Source organism: Nocardioides sp. (assembly GCF_036274455.1).
In the GTDB taxonomy this organism is placed as follows: domain Bacteria; phylum Actinomycetota; class Actinomycetes; order Propionibacteriales; family Nocardioidaceae; genus Nocardioides.
Genome location: NZ_DASUFR010000025.1, coordinates 1 through 22,915, shown reverse-complemented (window position 1 = coordinate 22,915; position 22,915 = coordinate 1). Strand labels below are relative to the sequence as shown.

The following is a 22,915-nucleotide window of genomic DNA, read 5'->3' as shown; positions in this document are numbered from 1 at the left end:
GGTGAGCGCCGGGTCATGAACGTGGCAGCCGAGGCGCGGATGGGCAACGACATCGCCCGTCAGTTCGCGCACCTCCCCGGCCCGGAGGCCGCCGAGGCGGTCGCCCGGCACATCCGGTCGTTCTGGGACCCGCGCATGCGCCGCAACCTCGAGGCCCTCGTCGCCGCCCACGACGACTCCCTCGACCCACTCCTCGTCGAGGCCGCGGGCCTCCTCGCCGGCGATGCCGCGTCGGCCGGCCCCAGCGCTCAGTCCTGAGGGTCGGTTGGGCGCTCGCCGCGCCCCCGGATACCCTGACGTTGCACGATCGTGACCCGGCTCACAGCCCGCACCACCCCCGCGACGCGACGACCGGGACACCCTCCACCGTGGCGGAGACCCCGACCCGGCCGTGACCTCCCCGAGGAGACAATGTGAGTTCACCTCCCGCATTCGGACCCGACCTCGCCGAGGTGTTCGGACCCAGCCAGCAGGACGGCGGCCCCGAGCTCGTCCAGCTCCTGACGCCCGAGGGCGAACGGGTCCAGCACAGCGAGTTCTCGTTCAGCCCACCCGAGGGCCAGGCCGAGGACGAGGTGATCCGCGGCCTCTACCGCGACATGGTCCTCGTGCGGCGCATCGACACCGAGTCGACCGCGCTGCAGCGCCACGGCGAGCTCGGCATCTGGGCCCAGCTGCTCGGCCAGGAGGCGGCCCAGGTCGGCGCGGGCCGCGCGCTGCGGCCCCAGGACTTCGTCTTCCCGACCTACCGCGAGCACGGCGTCGCCTGGTGCCGCGGCCTCGACCCGCTCAAGCTCCTCGGACTCTTCCGCGGCGTCGACCACGGCGACTGGAACCCCGCGGACTACAACTTCGGCCTCTACACGATCGTCATCGGCGCCCAGACCCTGCACGCCACGGGCTACGCGATGGGCATGCAGCGCGACGGCGCCGTCGGCACCGGTGACCCCGAGCGCGACGCCGCCGTACTCGCCCACTTCGGTGACGGCGCCTCCAGCCAGGGCGACGTCAACGAGTCGTTCATCTTCGCCGCGTCCTACAACGCCCCCGTCGTGTTCTTCTGCCAGAACAACCAGTGGGCCATCTCCGAGCCGATCGAACGCCAGAGCCGGATCCCGCTCTACCAGCGCGCGCTCGGCTTCGGCTTCCCCGGCGTGCGGGTCGACGGCAACGACGTGCTGGCGACGTACGCCGTGACGCAGGCCGCGCTCCAGCGCGCCCGCGACGGCCAGGGCCCGACCTTCGTCGAGGCCTACACCTACCGCATGGGTGCGCACACGACGACCGACGACCCGACCCGCTACCGGCTCTCCGACGACGTCGAGTCGTGGAAGCTGAAGGACCCGATCGCCCGGGTCGAGGCCTACCTCAAGCGCAACGGCCTCGCCGACGCAGCGTTCTTCGAGGACGTCGCCGCCGAGGCCAACGAGCTCGGCGCCCGGCTGCGTGACGGCGTCAAGGCGCTGCCCGACCCGAAGCCGCTCGACATCTTCGGCAACGTCTATGCCGAGCTGACCGAGGAGCTGCGCCAGCAGCACGACGAGTTCGCCGACTACCTGGCGTCGTTCGAGGGAGCCCACTGATGAGCGAGAAGATCACGCTGGCCAAGGGGCTCAACATGGGGCTCCGCAAGGCCATGGAGGACGACCCCAAGGTCCTGCTCATGGGCGAGGACGTCGGCAAGCTCGGCGGCGTCTTCCGCATCACCGACGGCCTGCAGAAGGACTTCGGCGAGGACCGCGTCATCGACAGCCCGCTCGCCGAGTCCGGCATCGTCGGCACCGCGGTCGGCATGGCCATGCGCGGCTACCGGCCGGTGGTCGAGATCCAGTTCGACGGCTTCGTCTACCCGGCCTACGACCAGATCGTCTGCCAGGTGGCCAAGATCCACTTCCGCTCCAAGGGCCGGATCAAGATGCCGATGGTCATCCGGATCCCGTTCGGCGGCGGCATCGGTGCGGTCGAGCACCACAGCGAGTCGCCGGAGGCGCAGTTCGCGCACACCCCGGGGCTCAAGGTCGTCGCCTGCTCCAACCCGGTCGACGGCTACTGGATGATCCAGCAGGCGATCGCCTGCGACGACCCGGTGATCTTCCTCGAGCCGAAGCGGCAGTACCACGCCGACAAGGCCGACCTCGACGAGGACGCCACGCCCGACCCGCTGTTCGCGTCCCGGGTCGTGCGCCCGGGCCAGGACGCCACGGTGCTCGCCTACGGCCCGACCGTGAAGACCGCGATGAAGGCAGCCGAGGCCGCCTCCGGCGAGGGCCGCTCGCTCGAGGTGATCGACCTGCGCACACTCTCGCCCCTCGACATGGGGCCGGTCCTCGACTCCGTACGCCGCACCGGCCGGGCGGTCGTCGTGCACGAGGCGCACGTCAACCTCGGCCTCGGCGCCGAGCTCGCGGCGCGGATCACCGAGCAGTGCTTCTACAGCCTCGAGGCCCCGGTCCTGCGGGTCGGCGGCTTCGACACGCCGTACCCCGCCTCGCGGATCGAGGAGGAGTGGCTGCCTGACCTCGACCGGGTGCTCGACGCCGTCGACCGGACTCTGTCGTTCTAAGGGGATCTGACCAGTGCCTGAGTACCTCCTCCCCGACGTCGGCGAGGGCCTGACCGAGGCCGAGATCGTCAGCTGGAAGGTCAAGGTCGGCGACACCGTCGCGATCAACGACATCGTCTGCGAGATCGAGACCGCCAAGTCGATCGTCGAGCTGCCCTCGCCGTTCGCGGGCGTCGTCTCGGCGATCCTGGCCCCCGAGGGCGAGACCATCGCGGTCGGGACGCCGATCATCGCGATCGGCGACGACGCGGCCCCGCCGGCCGAGGCGGCCGACGCACCCGCGGCCGCGGCGCCGGCCCAGCCGGCGCCGGAGCTGGAGATCGACCTGTCCAACCCCGCCGCGTCCGGTTCGGGCGAGGGCGAGTCGCTCGTGGGCCGGATGAAGGCCGACCGCGGCCCGACCCGGCGCCCGCGCAAGGTCCCTTCCGGCGCCGTGGCCACCCACATGCAGACCCAGGCCGCCTTCGAGTCCGTCGCCTCACCGATGGTCGAGGCGGGCGAGCCCGACGACGCCGTCCCGGCGCGCTCGCCGGTCATCGAGCCGCGCGAGGCCGCGACGATCCGGGTGCTCGCCAAGCCGCCGGTGCGCAAGCTGGCCAAGGACCTCGGCGTCGACCTGGCCACCCTCGAGGCGACCGGGCCCAACGGCACCATCTCGCGCGAGGACGTCCAACGCGCGGCCGGCTCCACCTCCGAAGCCGCCCCCGCTGCGGTGGTCCCGACAGGCTCGACCAGCGGGGAGCGGGAGACCCGCGAGGAGATCAAGGGCGTCCGCAGGATGATGGCCGGCGCCATGGTGCAGTCGGCGTTCACGGCGCCGCACGTGACCGAGTGGGTGACCGTCGACGCAACCCGCACCGTCGAGTTCGTCGAGCGGCTGAGGACCCGTCGCGAGTTCCGCGACGTCAAGGTCTCGCCGCTGCTGGTGCTGGCCCGCGCGTGCATGCTCGCGATGCGGCGCACTCCCGTCGTCAACTCGTTCTGGGACGAGCAGGCCCAGCAGGTGGTGCTCAAGCACTACGTCAACCTCGGCATCGCCGCGGCCACGCCGCGTGGCCTGGTCGTCCCGAACATCAAGGACGCCCAGGACCTCTCGCTGCTCGAGCTGGCGCAGGCGCTCGGCGAGCTGGTCGCGGTCGCCCGCGAGGGGAAGACCCAGCCGGCCGAGATGAGCGGCGGGACGTTCACGATCACCAACGTGGGCGTCTTCGGTGTCGACTCCGGCACCCCGATCATCAACCCGGGCGAGTCCGCGATCCTCGCGTTCGGCGCGATCAGGAAGCAGCCGTGGGTCGTGGACACCAACGGCGAGGACAGCATCGTCGTCCGCCACGTCACCACGCTCGCCCTGAGCTTCGACCACCGGCACATCGACGGCGAGTCCGGCTCCCGGTTCCTCGCCGACGTGGCCGGCATCGTCGAGGACCCGGCGTCGTCGCTGCTGTTCTAGGGTCAGGCGGCCCGCGGCGGGCCGAGTGCCGCGTCGAGGTCGGCCATCACCCCGTCCAGGTCGAGGACCCAGGTGTCGTGCGGACGTGGCGCGACGAGCTCCTGCATCCGCTGCCGGACCCGCCGGGAGGCGTCGCGGAGGGCCCGGGTGCGCTCGCGGGTGCGGTCGTCGTACGCCGTGGACGCCAGCGCCGTGAGCCGGTCCTCCGCTGCGACGACGCGGGGTGACCCCACCGCCCAGGCGCCGGCGACCTCCTCGCGGGAGCGGGCCCGACGCAGCCCGGGCAGGAGGTCGTGGGCCAGCCAGGCGAGGTCACCCTCCGCCTCCGCGAGCTGCCGGCGCCAGGCGGCGCGGCGCCGGCCGCGCAGCACCAGCGGGACGGCGACGACCGCGCCGAGGACGACCACCGCGAGCACCACGTCGACAGGCCACGTCAGCATCGCGCGCATGGCACCCACCTCCGTGTCGGGCCGCCTGTCGCTCTCGACCCTGCCGGGGTGCCGCACGGTGCTGGATCACCCGCTGGGGGTGACCGCGTGATGCGCGGTCGTGGTTCCGCTGAGACGTGCCCGGGTATAGCGGTCACATGACGTACGGCTACCCCCGGCCGGGGGAGACCATCGGCCACTTCCGGGTCGGGCGGCGGCTCGGTGGCGGCGGCATGGGCGTGGTCTTCGAGGCCCTCGACGAGCGGCTCGACCGGCCGGTGGCCCTCAAGGTCATCGTCTCCGAGCTCGCGGAGGACGCCGGGTTCAGGGAGCGCTTCACCCGGGAGGCGCAGGCGCAGGCCTCGCTGGACTCGCGGCACGTCGTGCAGGTCTACGCCCACGGCGAGGACGACGGGCGGCTGTGGATCGCGACCCAGCGGGTGCCCGACGGCGACCTGCGCTCGATGCTCTCGGCCCACGGCGCGCCGCCGGTGCCGGTGGCGATCGACCTGGTCGCACAGGTGGCGGAGGGGCTGGCCGACGCGCACGCGGCCGGGCTCGTGCACCGCGACATCAAGCCCGCCAACGTGCTGCTGCGCCGCCGCGACGACGGCGGCTGGACCGCCTTCCTCGCCGACTTCGGGATCGCGCGCCAGGTCGACGGCGAGCACACCCGCACGTCGCACGCGACGGTCGGCACGCCGAGCTACATGGCGCCCGAGCTGCACACGGGAGGCCGGCCCGGGGTGGCCTCCGACGTCTACTCGCTCGGCTGCCTGCTGTGGGCGACGCTGACCGGACGGGCGCCGTACGCCGGCACCTCGGAGTTCGAGATCGTGACCGCGCACCGCTCCCAGCCGGTCCCGCAGCTTGCCGACGAGCTGACGCCGCTGGCCGGTCAGCTCAACGACGTGCTGCGCCGGACCATGGCCAAGGACCCCGACGATCGCCCGGCGTCGGCGGCCGCGGTCCGCGACCGGCTGCACGCCCTGCGTGGGCCGGTGCCCGCACCGGCGACGCCACCGGCCGCACCACCGGCAGCACCACCGGCAGCACCACCGGCAGCGCCGCCTCCGCGAGCCGGTCGCGCGCGGCGGCTCGCGCTGGTCCTGCTGGCCATGGTCGCGGTGGCGGCGGTCGTGGTCGCCGGCTTCGCGTTCCTCGGCAACGACGGCGGGGACGACGCGGACACCGCGACGAGGTCGCCCACCGCCACCTCGACGGCACCGGCCACCAGCCCGCCCGCGGCTCCTGCCACCACCCCGCCGTCGGGTGACGAGGACAAGGCGGTGACGAGCATGGCCGCGGCGTTCGCCTCCCAGCTCGGCATCAGCCAGCAGCAGGCGGAGTGCGTGGCCCGGGGCACGATCGAGAAGGTCGGGCTCCAGGACCTCGTCGACATCGGGATGTTCGACGCGGCGCTGACCTTCCACGACCTCGACCTGGCCACGCACCCCGAGGTGAAGGACGCCCTCACCGAGGCGACGTTCAGCTGCGCCACGTCCTGATCGTCACCGGGCCGGCTGCACGAACCTCAGCTTGTTGCCGAACGGGTCGCGGATGCCGGCGTCGACGCCGTAGGGCTGCTCGTTGGGGCCGTCGGTGAACTCCACGCCCCGGGCGGCCAGCTCGTCGTAGGTCTTGCGGCAGTCGTCGGTGACGAAGCCGACCCAGCCGCCCATGACCCCCTTGCTGACCAGCTCGCGGACCTGGGCCGCGGTGGCCTCGTCCATCGACGGCGGGCCAGGCCGCTCGAGGAGGATCTCCCGGTCGGGGTGGCCGGGCACGTTGACCGTCAGCCAGCGCATGAAGCCGAGGTCGACGTCGGTGTGCACCTCGAGGCCGAGCTTGCCGACGTAGAAGTCGAGCGCCTCGTCCTGGTCGAGCACGAAGATCTGGGACACGTTGATGTTGGTGAACACTGGTTTCTCCTAGCGGTTGTCGATGCCGTCGAGCCGCAGCTCGGCGGACGGGTCGGAGTGGGTGCCGCCGCTCTGCACGTGCTTGTCGGCGATGGTCGCGCCGTTCTTCAGCACGCCGTAGAGCGCCATCGCGTGGCCGCGGCCGAGGTCGTAGTCGTCCTTCAGCCACGTGACCACCTCGGCGGCCCGGGTGGTCGGTGTGAAGCCGCGCTCGGCGGCTTCGGCCAGCAGCGCTGCAGGCGTCTTCCCGGTCTTGTGCTCGACGGCGTCGAGATAGGCCTGGTAGCTCATGTCGTTCTCCTTGGTGCGGTGCCGGTCGTGGGAACGACGCTATTGAGGTCCGGGCCGCTCTCCTTCTCCGAAACTGCTCGACATGTCGCTGGGCCGGGTCCAGGCCATCGAGAAGTGCGTTGGCACCCTTGCGACCACGGGGTGCGCGGCGCGGTAGTCCTTCGGGGACTCGCCCACGATGTCGCGGAACGTGCGGCTGAACGTGCCCAGGCTCGAGAAGCCCACTGACATGCAGATGTCGGTGACCGAGCGGTCGGTCGAGACGAGCAGGGCCATCGCGCGCTCGACCCGGCGCCGCTGCAGGTAGCGGTGCGGGGTCTCGCCGAAGGTCGCCCGGAAGGTGCGGATGAAGTGCGCCTCGGACACGTGCGCGATGCGCGCCAGCGCCGGGATGTCGAGCGGGTCGGCGTACTGCCGGTCCATCGCGTCGCGGGCCCGCAGCATCCGGCGGTTCTGCTGCTCGACCTCGCGGCTCACGGCCTCGATCCTGCCCGAGGGTCAGGGTCAGGGTCAGGTGCAGGTCCGCAGGATCGTCAGGACCAATGCCTCGGTCACCGTCACCAGCTCGTCGACCGCGACCGACTCGTCCGGGCCGTGCGCGAGGCGTACGTCGCCCGGGCCGTAGTGGAGCGTGGGGATCCCGGCACCGGCGTAGAGCCGCAGGTCGCTGCCGTACGGCGCACCGTGCACACGCGGACGCGGTCCGCTCGTCACATCGGCGTCGGCCGCGGCCACGGTCTGGAGCAGCGCGTCGCCGTCGCCGTCGTACCTGCCGCTGGCGAACTGGCCCCCGGTCCACGAGACCGCCGGTGCGTGGTCGCGCAGCCACGGGTCCGCGGCGACGGCCTCCGCGACCGCCTCCTCGAAGGCGGCGCGTGCGTCGGCCGGGTCCTCATCGAGGGCGACGCCGAGCCGGCCCTCGGCCACCAGCCGGTCGGGAACGCTGCTCGCCCAGTCGCCACAGGTGACCCGGCCGATCGAGAGCGGGTAGGCGACGGGGTACTCGGCCATCAGCGGGTCGACGTGCGCGTTGCGGCGCAGCTGCAGCTGGGCCAGCGCGCGGTGGACCGGCAGGAAGGCGTCGAAGGCGTTCACGCCGGCGTACGCCGTGCTCCCGTGCGTGGCCAGGCCGGGGACGACCACCTCGAAGGTGAGGGCGCCGGCGTTCGCGGTCACGATCGCCCCGCCGGTCGGCTCGGTGATGACGCAGGCCGCGCCCCGGTGGCCGCGTCGCAGCGTGGCGAACGCCCCGAGGCCGCCGTCCTCCTCGCCGACCACGAGGTGCAGTGCGACCGGCCTCGACAGCGGGATCCCGGCCTCCCGGACGGCGCGGACGGCGGCGATGTTGGCGATCACGCCGGCCTTCATGTCGACCGTGCCGCGGCCGTGCACGCGACGGCGGCCGACGCGCGGCACGAACGGGTCACCGGACCACCGGGTCGGGTCGCCGGGCGGGACGACGTCCACGTGGCCCTGCAGGACCAGGCCCGCCTCGTCATTGACGTCGGAGGTGGCGGCGACCAGTCCCCACGAGTCCGTGCGCTCGACCTCGCAGCCCGGGAAGCCGGGGTCGGCGGTCAGCTCGGCCAGGTCGAGCGGCCAGAGGTCGAGGGCCAGGTCCAGGAAGCCGAGCTGCTTGGCCAGCAGGTGCTGGATCTCGCTCTCGGCCTGCGAGCCGCTGACCGACGGCACGCTGACCAGCCCGACCAGGTCGCGAACGAGCTCGCGCTCGTCGACGAAGGCGAGTGCCTTCAGCTCGAGGTCGGAGAGGTCGCGGAACGGCACGCAGGCACGATAGGGACTCCTGGCCACCCTCGCCCATGGCCCGCTCGGGTCAACGCGGGGGTGGTTGGCTGCCACCCGGTCCGGCCCCCCGACCGCTGGGGTATCTCTTCGGGACGGCGGCCGGTGCTGGACTCACCCCGTGTGTCCGGGGGCTGGGGAGGTCTCGACAGGCTCGACCAGCGGTGCGGTAACGGTGGCTGAGGTGCGAGGCGCCCCAGCGCCGAGCCTCGAAGCCAGGTGAGCCGGGGCTGGGACCCACCCCGAGCGCGATCGCTGCGGAGGTCTCGACAGGCTCGACCAGCGGTGCGGGTCATGGTGGCTGAGGTGCAAGGCGCCCCAGCGCCGAGCCTTCACGGTGGCTGAGGTGCGAGGCGCCCCAGCGCCGAGCCTCGAAGCCAGGTGACCCGGGGCTGGGACCCACCCGCGTGCCCAGGCTGCGGAGGTCTCGACAGGCTCGACCAGCGGTCCGCCAGCAGGTGCCTACCTTGCCGCGGCTTCGAGGTTCGGCCGTGAACGGCCTCACACCTCAGCCACCGTGCCGACCCGCCAGCAGGTGGCTGCCCTGTGGAGGCTTCGAGGCTCAGGCGCAGAACGCCTTCGCACCTCAGCCACCGTCGCCCCGCCCGCCGCGAGGCTCAGACCTCGAGGGGGCCGACCTCCCAGCCCTCCGGGGCGAGCGGGTGCAGGATCGCGTCGGTGCCGCCGTCGACGTACAGCACGGATCCCACGACCAGGGACGCCGCGTCGGAGAGGAGGAACGCGATCGGAGCAGCCACCTCCTCGGGCCGGCCGTCGCGGCCGAGTGCCGTCGGGTAGGCCCCGGACAGCGGGCCGAAGACCGGATCGGCGGCGAGCTGTTCGGTCATCGCGGTGGCGATCTTGCCGGGCGCGACGGAGTTGAGCCGGATGCCCGCCCCGGCCCACTGGTCGGTGACCCCGACCCGCCGCGCCCACCAGGCGAGCGCCGCCTTGGTGGCGGGGTAGACCATCACCGCCTCGTGCCCCGCCGCGGCCGCGCGGGCGGCCTCCTCGTCGCCGCGCAGGCAGGCCACGGCGACTTCCCCTGCCCAGCCGGGCTGGCCGGTGATGGAGTTCGACGCGAGCAGGACGACCGCCGCGCCACTGGCGTCGACCATGGGCTCGCGAAGCCCCTCGACCAGCGCCACGGCACCGAAGAAGTTCACCGAGACGACCAGCGCCGGGTCGGTGCCGGTGAAGCCGCCGATCCCGGCGGCCGGGACGATGCCGTGGACCGTGTCGGTCAGCGCCCGTACGCCGGACACCGCGGCCTCCCGCCCGTCCGGCGTCGACAGGTCGGCGATCACGTCCGCGTCGTGGAGGTCGACGGTGACCACCCGGTCACCCTGGTCGCGCAACAACGCGGCGGTCGCGGCCCCGATGCCGGAGGCGGCCCCGCTCACGACGTAGGTCCTGCTCATCTGGCTCCCGCCTCGGCGTCTCCCCTGGGATAGTCCCAGACGTTTCCAACGAAAGTCTCGCCTCGGGCGGTTGGGAAGGTCTGGGACTATCCCGGTGGCGAGGCGGGTTGACCGCACATGGCCGAGCTCCTGCCGCTGCTGCGTGACCGGCGCAGCATCCGCGCCTACGACGAGACCCACGTGCTGGCCGACGACGAGCTGGCCGTGCTGCTCGAGGCGGCGCGGTGGTCTCCGTCCGCCGGCAACTCCCAGCCGTGGGCGTTCCTCGTCGGCCGGCGAGGCGACGAGGCGCACCGGGCCTTCGTGGAGCTGCTCGCGCCGTCGGTGCGCCGCTGGGCGCCGGCCGCCTCGGCCCTGGTCTTCACGCTCAACCAGGTCGCGAGCGGTCCCGAGGACGACGCGCTGGGCTACTCCGACTACGCGCAGTACGACCTGGGCCAGGCCGTCGCCCACCTGACCGTGCAGGCCGGCGCGCTCGGGCTCGGGGTCCACCAGTTCGCGGCCTTCGACCACGACGGCCTGGCCGAGCTGGCCGCCGTACCGCGGCACTGGCGGGTCACCACCGGCCTCGCCGTCGGCCTGGCCGTCGAGTCCGAGCTGGCCGAGCGGACCCGCCGGCCGCTCTCCGAGCTCGCGTTCGCAGCCAGGTTCGGCACGCCCGTAGCGCTCTAGGATCGGGCCGTGCTCGGCGCGAGCTCGGTGCCCGACGCCCCATCCGCCGCGGTGGTGCCGACCGGGCCGCCGCGAGCCTCGCCTCGGTGCTCACCGGGGGGTAGTCCGTGACGAAATGGTTGTGGAGAACGGTGTTCGGCCGACCACTTCGTCACGGACTATCCCGGCGTGCGGGCGTGCCAGGCCCCCAGCAGCTCCTTCTCGCGGTCGAGGTCGATGCCGGTGACCTTCGCGTCGGGTGTCGCCTCCAGCCAGGCCAGGGTGTCGCGGGTGGTCTCGGCCAGGGGCCTGATCGTCAGCCCGGCGTCGAGGGAGGGGCGTACGTCGTGGGCCGGCAGGCCGTCGTACTCCGGGCGCGGCAGCCAGAGCGGGATCGCGCCCGGACCCATCCAGGGCTCGACCTCCTGCGCCTTGAGGAACTCCTGGTCCACCCAGGTCCAGGTGACCTCCGACTCGACGCCCTGGGAGCACTGCTCGAGCAGCTGCGAGAGCGGCATCGGCTCGCCGACGCCGTCGTAGACGCCGGTGGTGCGCTGCTCGCACGCGGTGACCGCCCAGGCCGCGAGGTCACGGACGTCGGCGACCTGCATCGCGTCCGCCGGATCGCCGGGGGCGAGCACCTCGCCACCGGCGGCCAGCCGCCTGGGCCAGTAGGTGAACCGGCCGGTCGGATCGCCGGGTCCCACGATGAGCCCGGGCCGGATCACCATCGCGGAGGCCGCGCCGTCGAGCACGATCCGCTCGCAGGCCACCTTCATCCGGCCGTAGGCCTCCGGGTCGGTCTCGAGGTCGCCGTCCTCCTCCATCGGCTCGACGAGGGGGAGGGTCGCCGGCGTACCGCCGGGAGTCGCGTCGTCGGCGTAGACGTTGACCGTCGAGACGAACACCCAGTGCGCCGACGGATACGCCGCCACCGCCCTGCGCACCCACGAGGGCAGCCGCGCGACGTCGACCACTGCGTCGTAGTCACCGAGGTCCGGTGGCAGCGGCTCGCTGCGGTCCACGCTCACCAGCCGCGCGCCGTCGGGCGCCGACCCTGACCTCCCCCGCGCGGCGCACGTCACCTCGTGGCCGCGCGCCACCGCCTCGGCCGCCACCGCCCTCGACAAGAAGACCGTCCCGCCCAGCACCAGCAGTCGCATGCGCCCACCCCACACGCCGCCTGCCCCCCGCACAACCTTTCGGCGCCCCGATCAGCGCACAGCAGAACGTCGAGTCGGCGCTACTCGGTGTCAGGATCGGGGTGGCGTGGTGGGGTCGAGGAGCCAGGAGTCGAAGAACGAGCGGTGGACGTGGGTCCGGTTCACCAGCCAGTCGAGGTACTCGTCGTAGGTCGCGTTGGTCTCGGGGGCGCGGGCCGGCCAGGCGCGCACCAGCTTCCAGAATGCGTCGTCGCCGATCTTCTTGCGCAGCTCGTGCCACATCAGCGCCGGGCCGTAGTAGATGTTGCCCTGGCCGAACTGCTGCGGGTCGTACGCCGCCGGCGGGCCGGCCGCGGCGCGCGCCTTCCGCTCGAGCTCTGCGTAGTGGTCCATCACCGCGTCCACGGTGCGCCCGTCCGCCGCGGCCTCCCAGCAGCCCTGGAGGTACATCGCCATGCCCTCGTTCATCCACACGTCGCGCCAGTCCTGGGGCGTCACCTCGTCGCCGTACCACTGGTGCGCCATCTCGTGCACCAGCACGGCGGTCGACGTCGTGTAGTCGGTCGCGCCCAGCGAGATCATCGTCTGGGTCTCCATGCCGCTGCGCGAGTCGTTGAGCAGGAAGCCGAGGCTGTCGAACGGATAGGGCCCGAGCAGATTCTTGAGCCAGTCCAGCCCGGCGGCCGCGGCCTGGAGGCCGCTGGCGAGCTCGGGCCGGTCGCTCGGCACCCAGTAGGAGATCTCGAGACCGCTCTGCGTCGTGTTGGTGGTGCGGGTGTAGTCGCCCATCGCGACGGTGACGACGTACGACGACGCGGGCTTGGACAGGTGCCACGCGGTGGTGGTCAGCCCGCCGTACTCCTTCTGGGCCGTCATCACGCCGTTGGCGATGCCGATCCAGGGCGAGGGCACGGTCAGGGTGAAGTCGTAGTAGGCCTTGTCGGACGGCTGGTCGTTGACCGGGTACCACGTGAACGCGCCGTACGGCTCCTGCATCGTCCACGTCTCACCGTCGGGGGTGATGGTCCAGCCGGTGGTGCTGAAGTCGGTGCGGTTGGTCGGTGCCGGCGTCGGCTGGGGGGTGCCGGAGTAGGCGACGTCGAGCACGTAGCGCTCGTCCTTGGTCACCGGCGCCTCGACCACGAGGTCCTTGCCGACGTGCTGGAACTCCACCTCGGCGCCGTCCAGCGTCACCGAGCTGACCTCCAGCGGCTCGCCGAGGTCGAGCTGCAGGTGGTCACCTGACTCGGTGGAGCGCAGCTCGATGATCGCGTCGCCGTCGAGCGTGCGGCTGTCCGGTGACCAGGCGAGGTCGAGGTCGTAGCGGAGCGCGTCGACGCTCGGGTCGCCCACGTCCGGGTAGAGCGAGTCCTCCACCGGCCTGCTCAGCGCCGGGTCGAGGGCCGGGTCGTCGGGGTCCGGGGGAGCCTTGGTCTCGTCGGGCAGCGACACGTCCCTGGCGGGCGTCGGGCTGCCGGCCGGCTGGGCGGCGTCGCCCGATGAGTCGTCGTTGCACGCGGTGAGCAGGCCGCAGCCGAGCGCAGTGGTGAGGAGGAGGGCGCCGAGTCTCCTCGGGAGCCTCACTGGCTCTCCGCGAGCATCGGCCGCACCAGCCTGCGACCGTGGTGGATCTGCGCCTTGATCGTCCCGAGCGGGGCGTCGACGATCTGCGCGATCTCCTCGTAGGGCAGCCCGTAGACATCACGCAGCAGCAGCGGCTCCACGAACTGCGGGTGGTCCCGCTCCAGCGCCTCCATCGCCTCGAGCAGGTCGAGCCGGGTGCCGGCGATGACGCTGGTCGTGCGGGGGTCGGGCCGCTGCATCGCCTGCGACTCGGTGGGGTCGGCGGCGACGGCCTGGTTCTTCATCCGGCGGTACGTCGACCGGGCCGTGTTCACCGCCACGACGTGCAGCCAGGTGGTGAACCGGCCGCGCCGGTTCCAGGTGCCGATCTTCTCGGCCACCTTGATCAACGCGTCCTGGCAGGCGTCCTCGGCGTCGGGGGTGAAGGGCAGCACGCCGCGGCAGACGTTGAGCGTGCGGGGCCGGATCGCGGCGAGGAGCAGCTCCAGCGCATCGCGGTCGCCGTCCTGGGCGCGGCGCGCCAGGTCGTCGATCTCGTCCGGTGTGGCTGCTGCCTCGGTCATTTCCTCCACCCTCCCCAGCGATGGCGAATGTAATGCCTCCCTGGTGACCACCGGCCGGATCGCAACCGAACCGATATCCACCGCTTCCCCGCCGTCCGCCGTCGAGTGACGCGAAACGGCCGTCCACGGGACGTTCTCGCGGCACTTTCGCCTCACTTGAACCACCGCTCATCGAGCTTGTCGAGATGCCCGCAGGCCGGGCTGGGGGCTCGCTCGGGTGCCTTGGTGGCGGTGATCTCGACAGGCTCGATCGGCGGGTGACGATCCCCCGACCGGGCCATGGACGAGCAGCGGGCCGCAGCGGAAGCGTGTGGTCGGTGCGTGTGGCGATCATCGGGGCGGGGCCGACCGGCCTGTTCCTCGGCGCCGCGCTGCAGCGTCGCGGCCACGCCGTGACGATCGTCGACCGCGACGGCGGCCCGGAGCCGGACGGCAGCTGGCCGCGCAAGGGCGTGATGCAGTTCCACCACGCGCACGCGTTCCGGGCGCCGGTGGCCGGCGCGCTGAAGCGCGAGCTGCCCGAGGCATGGGCGCGCTGGCTCGCGCTCGGCGCCGAGCCCGTGTCCGCGCCCGGCTCGACCGAGCTCGCCGGCGTCCGCTCGCAGCGGCCGACCTTCGAGCAGGCGTTGCGCGACGTCGTCGCCGCGGAGCCGGGCCTGGTGCTGCGGCGCGGGCACGTGCGGGGCGTGCGCCAGGTCGACGGCGTAGCCATCGGGCTGGACGTCGACGGCGAGCCCGTCCCGGCCGAGCTCGTGATCGACGCGTCCGGCCGCTCGAGCCCGGTCACCAAGGAGCTCGGCGAGCGCGAGGGGTTCGGCGGCGACTGCGGGATCGCCTACGTCGACCGCGTCTACCGGCTCCGCCCCGGCGCCGAGCCCGGGCCGCTCAGCGGCCCGATCGCCTGGCAGGGCGACTTCGACGGCTACCAGGTCCTCGTCTTCCCGCACGAGGCCGGCGTGTTCTCCACCGTGATCATGAGGCAGAGCCACGACGCCGAGCTCAAGGGGCTGCGCCACGACGCGGCGTACGACGCCGCATGTGTTGCGATCGCCGGGCTCGCGGCCTGGACCGACCCCGAGCGGTCCGAGCCGGTCGCGCCGGTGTTCCCGGGCGGCAGCCTGCTCAACCACTACCGGGGCCAGCGCCGACGTGACGGACGGCCGCTGCTGAGCGGCCTGGTCGCCGTCGGCGACTCGGTGGCCACCACGACCCCGAACTTCGGCCGCGGCGTGACCATGGCGCTGATGCAGGCCGAGCGGCTGCTGGCGGGAATCGACGGGAACGACGACCTCGACACGCTGCGCGACTCCTTCGACGAGTGGTGCGCGGAGACGATCGCCCCGTGGGTGCGCGACCACATCGCCATGGACGCGACCCGGCTGGCCAGGTGGGGTGGTGCCGAGCTGGATCTCGACCAGCCACTGCCCTCCGACCTCGTGCTGGCAGCGGCGTCGCAGGACTCCGGGATCGCCCGCGCGATGCAGTCCTACCTCTCCATGGACGCCGGACCGGACTCGCTCGACGTCCTGCAGGGCGCCGCGCGGCGGGTGTACGAGACCGGCTGGCGGCCGGCGTACGACGAGGGCCCGACCCGCGACGAGCTGGCCCGGATCGTTTCCGCGGCCACCTGATCGGACAGGATGTGGGGCGTGCCCATGCCCGCCCGCCTCGGCCGCTACGCCGTGCGTCGGCGGATCGGCTCCGGTGGGTTCGCCACGGTGTGGCTGGCCTACGACGAGCAGCTCGACTCGCCGGTGGCCGTGAAGGTGCTGGCCGACAACTGGAGCGAGGACCACCAGATCCGGCAGCGGTTCGTCGAGGAGGGGCGCTACCTGCGCAAGGTGGAGTCACCGAACGTGGTCAGCGTCTACGACGCGGGCGAGCTCGACGACGGCCGTCCCTACCTGGTCATGTCCTACGCCGACCAGGGCACGCTGGCCGACCGGCTCGAGGTCGACGGGCTCACCGTCGCCCAGGCGATGGAGGTGGTCCGCCAGGTCGGAGCCGGGCTCCAGGCCCTGCACGACCGCGACATCCTGCACCGCGACATCAAGCCGGCCAACGTGCTCTTCCGGAGCGTCGACGGCCCCACCGGGCAGACCGTCCGGGCGATGGTCGGCGACCTCGGACTCGGCAAGGCGCTCGACATGTCGTCGCGGCTGACGATGATCGCCGGCACACCCACCTACATCGCCCCGGAGCAGGCCTCCGCGCAGGCCCCGGACGCACGCGCCGACCAGTACTCCCTGGCCGCGCTGGCCTACCTGCTGCTCACCGGCCGGCCGCCGTTCGCGCACGCCTCGCTCTCCGACGCCATGCACCCCGCCGAGCTCCCACCGGCCTCGACACCCGAGCGTCCCTTCCCGCCCGAGGTCGACCAGGTCCTGCGGCGCGGGCTCGCCCGGAGCCGCGAGGACCGCTACTCGAGCGTCACCGAGTTCGTGCGTGCGCTGGACCGTGCGCTCGGTCCGTCGACGTCCGGCGCGCCCACGCAGCCGTGGCTCGAGCGCGACCCGGAGCTGACCCAGCCCGGCCCCCGCCCGACGCTCCCGCCCGACCACGGCGCACTCCCCGAGCCGACCCTGCCCCGCCGCCGCGGCCGCCGCCTCGCGATCCTGTCCGTGGTCGGCCTGCTCGCGCTGGTCGTGGGTGCGACAGCGGGGTACGCCGTGCAGCACGAACGGCGCCCGTCCGAGCGCACCGTCTTCGACAGCACCGGCACCTTGTCGGTCACCGTTCCGTCGAGCTGGGACCGGGCCGACGCTCTCGACGGCTGGACCCCGCCCGGGACCGACACGCAGATGCCGGCGCTCTCGGTCGGAACCAGCCCGGACTGGGCGGCGAAGGGGTCGGACGAAGGCGTCTTCCTCGGGCTGTTGAGCGCGACCGACCTGCCGGACGCGGTGCCACAGCACCCGGAGTGCGACTCGGCGGGGCGGACGGTCGACGACACCCGGGACGGTGACGCCTCGATGACCGTCGTCTATTCCGACTGCCCCGGCGGCACCGTGCTGGTCGAACGGATCGTCCAGGTCAGCACCAACACGCTGATGTGGGTGCAGATCCGCAGCGACGACCGGGCGACCGCCAACGGCGTCCTCGACGACGTCGAGACCCACGGCCTGTAGCGCTGCCGGCTAGCCCTGGTCGTTGCCACCCGGCGGCTTCGGCGGGAGCTCCCGCAACGAGGTGACGGTCCGGCTGAGCAGGTCGCCGAGCCCGGGCCGGTCGACCTCGCGACCGGTCACCGCGACCGACGCGTACGCCGTCGAGCCGTCGAAGCTGACCCACCGCTCGGTGGTGAACCGCAGGTGGCCGCCGTCGACGTAGGTCGCCTCCATCGTGTCGTCGGACTGGGCGGTCACGTGGAAGTCGCTGAGCCCCCCATGCGTCTCGGCGTCCTCGAGGGCCGCGATCCGCTGGGCCATGGCGGCCGCGATCGAGACGTTCGCCGGGCGCCAGAGGGTCACCCGCAGCACGTAGGTGCCCTGCGAGGCGTCCGGGTCGACGAAGTTCCAGAAGTTCGTGTCCTCCGGCCGGTTCTCCCGCCACCCGACAGGGATGTCGGCCTTGACCCCGGCACCGTCGGGGTTGAGCCGCAGCTTCACCGGCTCGGCGACCAGCCCCGACGTCGTCAGCGGGGGGTCGTCGGGGTCGGGCGCGTAGCTCGGCACCACGGGCGTCGGTACGGCGGGTGAGACCCCGGGGATCGGCTCCAGCGTGGTGCTGGACGCCGCCTCCTCCTGGTTGCGGTCTGCGACGGCGTACCCGCCGGCCACGCCCACGCAGAGCAGCACGACGGCCACCCCGAGCGCGCGCCACCACATGCGCCCGACCCTAACCAGTGATCTCCCACCGATGAATCGGGAAAGTTCGCGTGGTCTGTCGAATGTGCCCACCCCCGTTCGTGGAGATGACATGAACACCTCCACCACCGCCGACACCGCGATGACCGGCCAGAAGCGCTGGCTCGCCCTCTACGTGCTCTGCCTGGGCGACCTGATGATCGTGCTCGACCAGAGCATCGTGAACGTCGCGCTGCCCTCGATCCGCACCGACCTCGGCTTCTCCCAGGCCTCGCTGGCCTGGGTGGTGAACGCCTACCTGCTCACCTTCGGCGGGTTCCTGCTCCTGTCCGGCCGGCTCGGTGACCTGCTCGGCACCAAACGGGTCTTCCTCGGTGGTGTCGTCTCGTTCACGATCGCCTCCGCCGTGTGCGGCCTCGCTCCCAGCGCGTCGTTCCTCGTGGTCGGCCGCGCGGTCCAGGGGCTCGCCGGCGCGAGCGTCTCCGCCGTCGCGCTGGCCCTGATCATGGGGCTGTTCAGCGAGCCCGGTGAGCGCGCGAAGGCGATGGGCGTCTTCGGCTTCGTGATGTCCGGTGGCGGAGCGGTCGGCGTCCTGCTCGGTGGTGTGCTGACCGGCGCACTGTCGTGGCACTGGATCTTCCTGGTGAACGTGCCCGTCGGGCTGGCCGTCGTGATCGCCGCCCGCGGCGTGCTCCCGGCCGACGACGTCGTGCCCGGCTCGACGAGGCTCGACGTGCCCGGCGCCGTGCTGGTGACCGCCGCGCTGATGATCGCCGTCTACGCCGTGGTCGGCGGCAACGAGGCCGGGTGGACCTCGGCCCGTACGGTCGGCCTGCTGGCGAGCGCCGCCGCCCTGTTCGTCGCGTTCGTGGTGTGGGAGACCAAGGCGGCCGCGCCGCTGGTCCCGCTGCGGCTGTTCAGGCTCCGCAACGTGTCGGTCTCTCAGGCCGTCGGCGTGCTGTGGGCCGCGGCGATGTTCGCCTGGTTCTTCCTGGCCGCGCTCTACCTCCAGCAGGTCCTCGGCTACTCCGCGCTCGAGGTCGGCCTGGCCTTCGTCCCGACGAGCCTGGTGATGATGGTCTGCTCGCTGAAGGTCTCCGACCGGCTGGTCATGACCTTCGGGATCCGCCCGCCGCTGACCGTCGGCCTGGCCCTGGCCGCCGCGTCGCTGGGGCTGTTCGCCCTGGCCCCGGTCGACGGCAGCTTCGTCACCGACGTGCTCCCCTCGATGGTCCTGCTCGGCATCGGCGCCGGCATCGCCTTCAACCCGGTCCTGCTGGCCGCGATGGGCGACGTCGAGCCGCACGAGGCCGGCCTGGCCTCCGGCGTGGTGAACACCTCGTTCATGATGGGCGGCGCGCTCGGCCTGGCCGTGCTGGTGGCCGTCTCCGACTCGCGCACCGCGTCGCTCGCGGCATCCGGCTCCTCGGCGGTCGAGGCGCTGCACGGTGGACTCCAGGTCGCATTCGCGGTCGGCGCGGTCGCCGCCGCCCTGGCCGCGGTCGTCGGCGGCGTCTTCCTCCGCCCGCAGCCGATGGGGATGCCTGCCGAGGCCGCCGGGGCCGCCGAGGCCGCTGTTCACGGTGACGACGACGAGTGCGACTGCCTGGAGCCCTGCGCCGCCTGAGCTGCAGCGCGGTTCCCGGACGTCGGCCGGCCAGCCGGACCGACGGCGACGGGTGCGGTTCGGCTGAGGGTCGCTACCGTGTCGCGGTGGCCAGTCTGATGATCCGGCGTACGCGTCTGGTCCCCATCGGACCGGCGGCCTCTCCGCCGCAGCACCCGGTCGACGTGCTCGTCGAGAGCGGCATCGTCACCACGGTTGCGTCGTACCTCGATCCCCGCCCGGGCGTGGAGGAGTACGACGCCGATGGCCGCTGGTGCGCGCCGGGGCTCTGGGACCAGCACGTGCACTTCACCCAGTGGACGCTCGCCTCGCAGCGGCTCGACCTGGCGCCGGCGCGCTCGCCGGAGCAGGTCCTGGCCGTGGTGGCCGAGCGGCTGGCAGCGCGGCCCGGCGTACCCGTCATCGGCTGGGGCCACCGCCCCGGCGGCTGGGACCGCGACGTCACGGTGTCCGAGCTCGACGCGGTGACGGGCGAGACCCCCGTGGTACTGATCGCCGGGGACGCCCACAACGCCTGGCTCAACACCACCGCACTGCTGCACCTGGGCATGCCGGTGCGCGACTCGGTGGTGCGCGAGAACGAGTGGTTCGCGGCCTACCCGCGCCTGGTCACCCTGGCCGGCAGCGACGGGACGTCGCCCGCGGCGTTCCGGCGCACGCTCGACGCCGCGGCGGCCCGCGGCATCGTCGGGATGGTCGACTTCGAGTTCGGCGCACGCGGGCAGGAGTGGGCCGAGCGCTGGTCGCAGGGCTGCGACGTCCTCCGGATCCGGTGGGCGGCCTACGCCGACACCCTCGACGAGGTGCTCGAGGCCGGGCTCCACACCGGCGACCCGCTGCCCGGCTGCGACGAGCGGATCACGATAGGCCCGCTCAAGATCATCAGCGACGGCTCGCTCAACACCCGCACCGCCTGGTGCTGCGAGCCCTACGCCGACGCGCACCGGCTCGAGCACCCCGCCGGCCAGCCCAACCTCTCCGGCCAGGAGCTGCGCGACCTGCTGGCGCGCGCGCACGCGGGCGGCCTCGAGGTCGCCACCCACGCCATCGGTGACGCCGCCGTGGCCGAGGCGCTGGCGGCGTACGCCACCACCGGTGCGCACGGCTCGATCGAGCACGCGCAGGTGGTCGGCCGCGACGACGTGCACCGGATGGCCGAGCTCGGCATCCGGGCAAGTGTGCAGCCGGCCCACCTCCTCGACGACCGGGACATCACCGAGCTGGTCTGGCCGGACCGGGCCGAGCGCTGCTTCGCCTTCCGGTGGATGTGCGAGGACGGCGTCGAGCTGGCCCTGGGATCCGACGCCCCGGTCTCGCCGCTCGACCCCTGGCTGGCGATCGCGGCTGCCGTGCATCGCAGCGACGACGAGCGGGAGCCGTGGCACGGCGAGCAGGCGCTCACTCCGGCCGAGGCGCTGGCCGCGTCGGTCGACGGCCAGCCCACGGTCGGCGTCGGCTCGCCCGGCGACCTCGTCCTCCTCGATGCCGACCCGCTGGCGCCGCACGCCGACTCGGCCGCGGCCGGAGCCGCCCTGCGCTCGATGAGGGTGGCGCTGACCGCCGTGGGCGGCAGGGTCGTTCACGACGCTCTCTGATCAGTCCTGGTCGAACTCCGCCAGGATCAGGTCGGCGACGGCCCGGTGCTCGACCGCGAACGGGTGGTACGCCGCCGCCCGAGTGCTGGCCGGGTAGCCGTCGACCCACGCGCCCGCCCCGGCGCAGATGTCGTGACCGCTGCTGGCGTCGTACACGTCGACGAACGTGCTCCCGGTGTCGGACGCGGCGGCGCGCATGGCGTCGTCGAGGTGCGCGAACCGCTCGCGGACGTAGGGGTAGTCACCGGCGGCCAGCGGCAGCTCCGGGCAGGTGCCCTCGGGGGGGACCAGCTGCGGGTAACCCACGAGCAGCACTCGGGCATCTGGCGCCCGCTGGTGCACCTGGTCCAGCAGGTCGCGCAGATGGTCGCCGACCTGGTCGGCCATGGAGCCCGGGTCGACGCCCTGCGCCCGGTTGCGCTCGGCGCACGGCGTGCCCGTCGGGTCAGAGCCGGCGGCGGCCGCGCACCCGACGGTGAGCTGGCTGAAGAAGCCGAGGTCGTTGTAGCCGAGCCCGACGGTCACGAGGTCCGTGCCCTTCGAGACCCGGTCGAGCTGGGGCGGCCAGTGCGCGCCGGAGCCGGTCGTCTGCTCCCCGGTGGCATCCGACGTCCGCGCGCCGGCGCAGCTGGCGTCGGTCAGCTCCGCGCCGAGGGCCTCGGCGACCAGTCGCGGATAGCTGGTGCCGACCTGGCCGCAGGCCGTTCCGCCGGCGTCGTCCACCAGTGGGCCCGCACCCGTGCCCGTGGTGTAGGAGTCGCCGATCGCGACGTACGAGCCGATCGGGGGCGCGTCGCCGTCGTCGCCGTCGCCGCACCCGGCGCCCGCGAGGACGAGCGCGACCAGAACGGGGGCCAGCCACCTCGCCCGCCTCGCCCGCCACCGCACCCGCCGACGCTAGCCGTCCGCCGCGGCTGTCCGGTCTGTGCGGGTACCTGACAGCGTGGCCCGACACTCCGCCGGACAGGCGATGGACTCTTCGCTCGTGACGGTCCTCGTCGCGCTCGTCGCGAACGGGCTCCTGGCGATTGCGAAGTCGGTGGCCGCCGCCGTCACCGGGTCGGCGGCGATGGTCGCCGAGGCCGCGCACTCCTGGTCGGACACCGGCAACGAGGTGTTCCTGCTGTTGGCCGAGCGAAGGGGCAAGCGGCCCCGAGACGCGGCGCATCCGCGCGGCTACGGCCGGTCCACCTACATCTGGTCGCTGGTGGCGGCGTTCGGGCTGTTCTCGGCGGGCGCGGTGGTCTCGGTCTGGCACGGGATCACCGAGCTCATGGCCGAACCGGGCCGCGCGGCGTACACCGCCAACTACATCGTGCTCGGCCTGGCGGCGCTGTTCGAGGGCGTGTCGTTCGTCCAGGCGTCGCGGCAGGTGCGGGGCAAGGCGACGCGGTTCGGGCTGCACCCGCTGCGGTTCGTCGCGCGCACGTCGGACTCGACCCTGCGCGCGGTCTTCTTCGAGGACTCGGCGGCGCTGATCGGCCTCGTGCTCGCCGGCGCCGGCATCGGCCTGCACCAGCTCACCGGCCGGCACGAGTACGACGCCCTCGGGTCGATCGCGGTGGGGGTGCTGCTGGCTGCCGTCGCGATCTTCCTGATGCGCCGCAACATGCAGTACCTGCTCGGTGAGGGCGACAGCGCAGAGCTCCGCGCCGCCGTTCTCCAGCGGATCCTCGAGCACCCCTACGTGGCCCGGGTCACCTATGTCCACCTGGAGTACGTCGGGCCGCAGCGGCTCTTCGTCGTGGCCGCCGTCGACCTCACCGGCGACGATCGCGAGCCCGACCTCGCCGTCCGGCTGCGCCGGGTCGAGGCCGACGTGGAACGGGACGACCTCATCGAGGACGCCGTGCTGACGCTGTCGTTGCCGGCGGACGCCTCGCTCACGGTCTGAGCCCGAAGGTAAAGGAAAGCTACTTGTCCTTCCCGGGCCGTCGGCCCGGAAGGTAAAGCAAAGTTACGTTCCTTCTCAGGGGCGCACCCCTTGACACCGAATAAGTAAGTGAGGTTTCCTAACAAATGTGACGAGCACCTCGACCCCGGTCCGC

Annotated in this window: 22 protein-coding genes; 11 read left to right on the top strand and 11 right to left on the bottom strand. The window is 72.9% G+C overall.

All coding sequences use genetic code 11. The annotated features are described in order from the left end of the window. Positions 1-15: 15 nt before the first annotated feature. The 4 genes from VFV89_RS02570 to VFV89_RS02555 all read left to right on the top strand — a co-directional run bounded on the left by VFV89_RS02570 (position 16) and on the right by VFV89_RS02555 (position 4,013). Positions 16-258 carry a formate dehydrogenase subunit delta gene (locus VFV89_RS02570; RefSeq protein WP_329704329.1) on the top strand — a complete coding sequence of 81 codons (243 nt, stop codon included), beginning with the start codon at positions 16-18 and terminating at the stop codon, positions 256-258. A 155-nt stretch (positions 259-413) separates the two neighbouring features. Beyond that, the gene (gene pdhA, locus VFV89_RS02565; protein ID WP_414690341.1) at positions 414-1,583 is read left to right on the top strand and encodes a pyruvate dehydrogenase (acetyl-transferring) E1 component subunit alpha; all 1,170 of its coding nucleotides are present in this window, start codon (positions 414-416) and stop codon (positions 1,581-1,583) included. Further along, positions 1,583-2,563, top strand: a complete 981-nt coding sequence (locus VFV89_RS02560) for an alpha-ketoacid dehydrogenase subunit beta (protein ID WP_329704328.1) — start codon at positions 1,583-1,585, stop codon at positions 2,561-2,563. Before pdhA ends, VFV89_RS02560 begins: the two co-directional genes overlap by 1 nt. 13 nt (positions 2,564-2,576) lie before the next feature. Beyond that, positions 2,577-4,013 (top strand): dihydrolipoamide acetyltransferase family protein, encoded by a 1,437-nt coding sequence (locus VFV89_RS02555; protein ID WP_329704327.1) that lies wholly within the window; start codon positions 2,577-2,579, stop codon positions 4,011-4,013. A 2-nt stretch (positions 4,014-4,015) separates the two neighbouring features. On the opposite strand, the gene VFV89_RS02550 is transcribed toward VFV89_RS02555, so the two are convergent. Further along, positions 4,016-4,462: a hypothetical protein gene (locus VFV89_RS02550; RefSeq protein ID WP_329704326.1), complete on the bottom strand. Its 447-nt coding sequence runs from the start codon at positions 4,460-4,462 to the stop codon at positions 4,016-4,018. 137 nt (positions 4,463-4,599) lie between these two features. Between VFV89_RS02550 and VFV89_RS02545 the strand changes: the two genes are divergently transcribed. Beyond that, positions 4,600-5,949 (top strand): serine/threonine-protein kinase, encoded by a 1,350-nt coding sequence (locus tag VFV89_RS02545; protein WP_329704325.1) that lies wholly within the window; start codon positions 4,600-4,602, stop codon positions 5,947-5,949. Between the two features lie 3 nt (positions 5,950-5,952). Here VFV89_RS02545 and VFV89_RS02540 read toward each other — a convergent pair whose 3' ends face one another. The 5 genes from VFV89_RS02540 to VFV89_RS02520 all read right to left on the bottom strand — a co-directional run bounded on the left by VFV89_RS02540 (position 5,953) and on the right by VFV89_RS02520 (position 9,878). Continuing rightward, a complete protein-coding gene (locus VFV89_RS02540) occupies positions 5,953-6,363 on the bottom strand; it encodes a VOC family protein (protein ID WP_329704324.1) in 411 nt (136 codons plus the stop codon). A 9-nt stretch (positions 6,364-6,372) separates the two neighbouring features. Beyond that, complete coding sequence (locus tag VFV89_RS02535) at positions 6,373-6,654, bottom strand: DUF4287 domain-containing protein (protein ID WP_329704323.1); 282 nt, start codon at positions 6,652-6,654, stop codon at positions 6,373-6,375. A gap of 39 nt (positions 6,655-6,693) precedes the next feature. Continuing rightward, complete coding sequence (locus tag VFV89_RS02530; protein WP_329704322.1) at positions 6,694-7,131, bottom strand: AraC family transcriptional regulator; 438 nt, start codon at positions 7,129-7,131, stop codon at positions 6,694-6,696. Between the two features lie 33 nt (positions 7,132-7,164). Then, on the bottom strand, positions 7,165-8,439 hold the full coding sequence (locus tag VFV89_RS02525) for an ArgE/DapE family deacylase (RefSeq protein WP_329704321.1): 1,275 nt from the start codon (positions 8,437-8,439) through the stop codon (positions 7,165-7,167). A 635-nt stretch (positions 8,440-9,074) separates the two neighbouring features. Further along, entirely contained in the window at positions 9,075-9,878 is an 804-nt protein-coding gene (locus VFV89_RS02520) for an SDR family oxidoreductase (protein ID WP_329704320.1), read from the bottom strand. 117 nt (positions 9,879-9,995) lie between these two features. Here VFV89_RS02520 and VFV89_RS02515 point away from each other — a divergent pair, with 117 nt between their 5' ends. Next, entirely contained in the window at positions 9,996-10,550 is a 555-nt protein-coding gene (locus tag VFV89_RS02515) for a nitroreductase family protein (protein WP_329704319.1), read from the top strand. Between the two features lie 158 nt (positions 10,551-10,708). Here VFV89_RS02515 and VFV89_RS02510 read toward each other — a convergent pair whose 3' ends face one another. The 3 genes from VFV89_RS02510 to VFV89_RS02500 all read right to left on the bottom strand — a co-directional run bounded on the left by VFV89_RS02510 (position 10,709) and on the right by VFV89_RS02500 (position 13,839). Beyond that, on the bottom strand, positions 10,709-11,692 hold the full coding sequence (locus VFV89_RS02510; RefSeq protein ID WP_329704318.1) for an NAD-dependent epimerase/dehydratase family protein: 984 nt from the start codon (positions 11,690-11,692) through the stop codon (positions 10,709-10,711). Between the two features lie 90 nt (positions 11,693-11,782). After that, positions 11,783-13,276 carry a M1 family metallopeptidase gene (locus tag VFV89_RS02505; protein WP_329704317.1) on the bottom strand — a complete coding sequence of 498 codons (1,494 nt, stop codon included), beginning with the start codon at positions 13,274-13,276 and terminating at the stop codon, positions 11,783-11,785. Beyond that, positions 13,273-13,839, bottom strand: a complete 567-nt coding sequence (locus VFV89_RS02500; protein WP_329704316.1) for an RNA polymerase sigma factor — start codon at positions 13,837-13,839, stop codon at positions 13,273-13,275. The genes VFV89_RS02505 and VFV89_RS02500 overlap by 4 nt, the downstream gene beginning before the upstream one ends. Positions 13,840-14,156: 317 nt before the next feature. Here VFV89_RS02500 and VFV89_RS02495 point away from each other — a divergent pair, with 317 nt between their 5' ends. Continuing rightward, positions 14,157-15,470, top strand: a complete 1,314-nt coding sequence (locus VFV89_RS02495) for an FAD-dependent oxidoreductase (RefSeq protein WP_329704315.1) — start codon at positions 14,157-14,159, stop codon at positions 15,468-15,470. Positions 15,471-15,494: 24 nt separating this feature from the next. Further along, the gene (locus VFV89_RS02490) at positions 15,495-16,967 is read left to right on the top strand and encodes a serine/threonine-protein kinase (protein ID WP_329704341.1); all 1,473 of its coding nucleotides are present in this window, start codon (positions 15,495-15,497) and stop codon (positions 16,965-16,967) included. A 9-nt stretch (positions 16,968-16,976) separates the two neighbouring features. Here VFV89_RS02490 and VFV89_RS02485 read toward each other — a convergent pair whose 3' ends face one another. Next, entirely contained in the window at positions 16,977-17,666 is a 690-nt protein-coding gene (locus VFV89_RS02485; RefSeq protein ID WP_329704314.1) for a hypothetical protein, read from the bottom strand. A gap of 91 nt (positions 17,667-17,757) precedes the next feature. On the opposite strand from VFV89_RS02485, the gene VFV89_RS02480 reads away from it, so the two are divergent. Beyond that, complete coding sequence (locus VFV89_RS02480; protein WP_329704313.1) at positions 17,758-19,272, top strand: DHA2 family efflux MFS transporter permease subunit; 1,515 nt, start codon at positions 17,758-17,760, stop codon at positions 19,270-19,272. Positions 19,273-19,358: 86 nt separating this feature from the next. Then, positions 19,359-20,867, top strand: coding sequence for an amidohydrolase (locus tag VFV89_RS02475; protein WP_329704312.1), 1,509 nt, complete (start codon positions 19,359-19,361; stop codon positions 20,865-20,867). Here VFV89_RS02475 and VFV89_RS02470 read toward each other — a convergent pair whose 3' ends face one another. Continuing rightward, the gene (locus tag VFV89_RS02470) at positions 20,868-21,755 is read right to left on the bottom strand and encodes an SGNH/GDSL hydrolase family protein (RefSeq protein WP_329704311.1); all 888 of its coding nucleotides are present in this window, start codon (positions 21,753-21,755) and stop codon (positions 20,868-20,870) included. It lies immediately after the preceding gene. A gap of 97 nt (positions 21,756-21,852) precedes the next feature. Between VFV89_RS02470 and VFV89_RS02465 the strand changes: the two genes are divergently transcribed. Then, positions 21,853-22,761, top strand: coding sequence for a cation diffusion facilitator family transporter (locus tag VFV89_RS02465; RefSeq protein WP_329704310.1), 909 nt, complete (start codon positions 21,853-21,855; stop codon positions 22,759-22,761). Positions 22,762-22,915 lie beyond the last annotated feature (154 nt).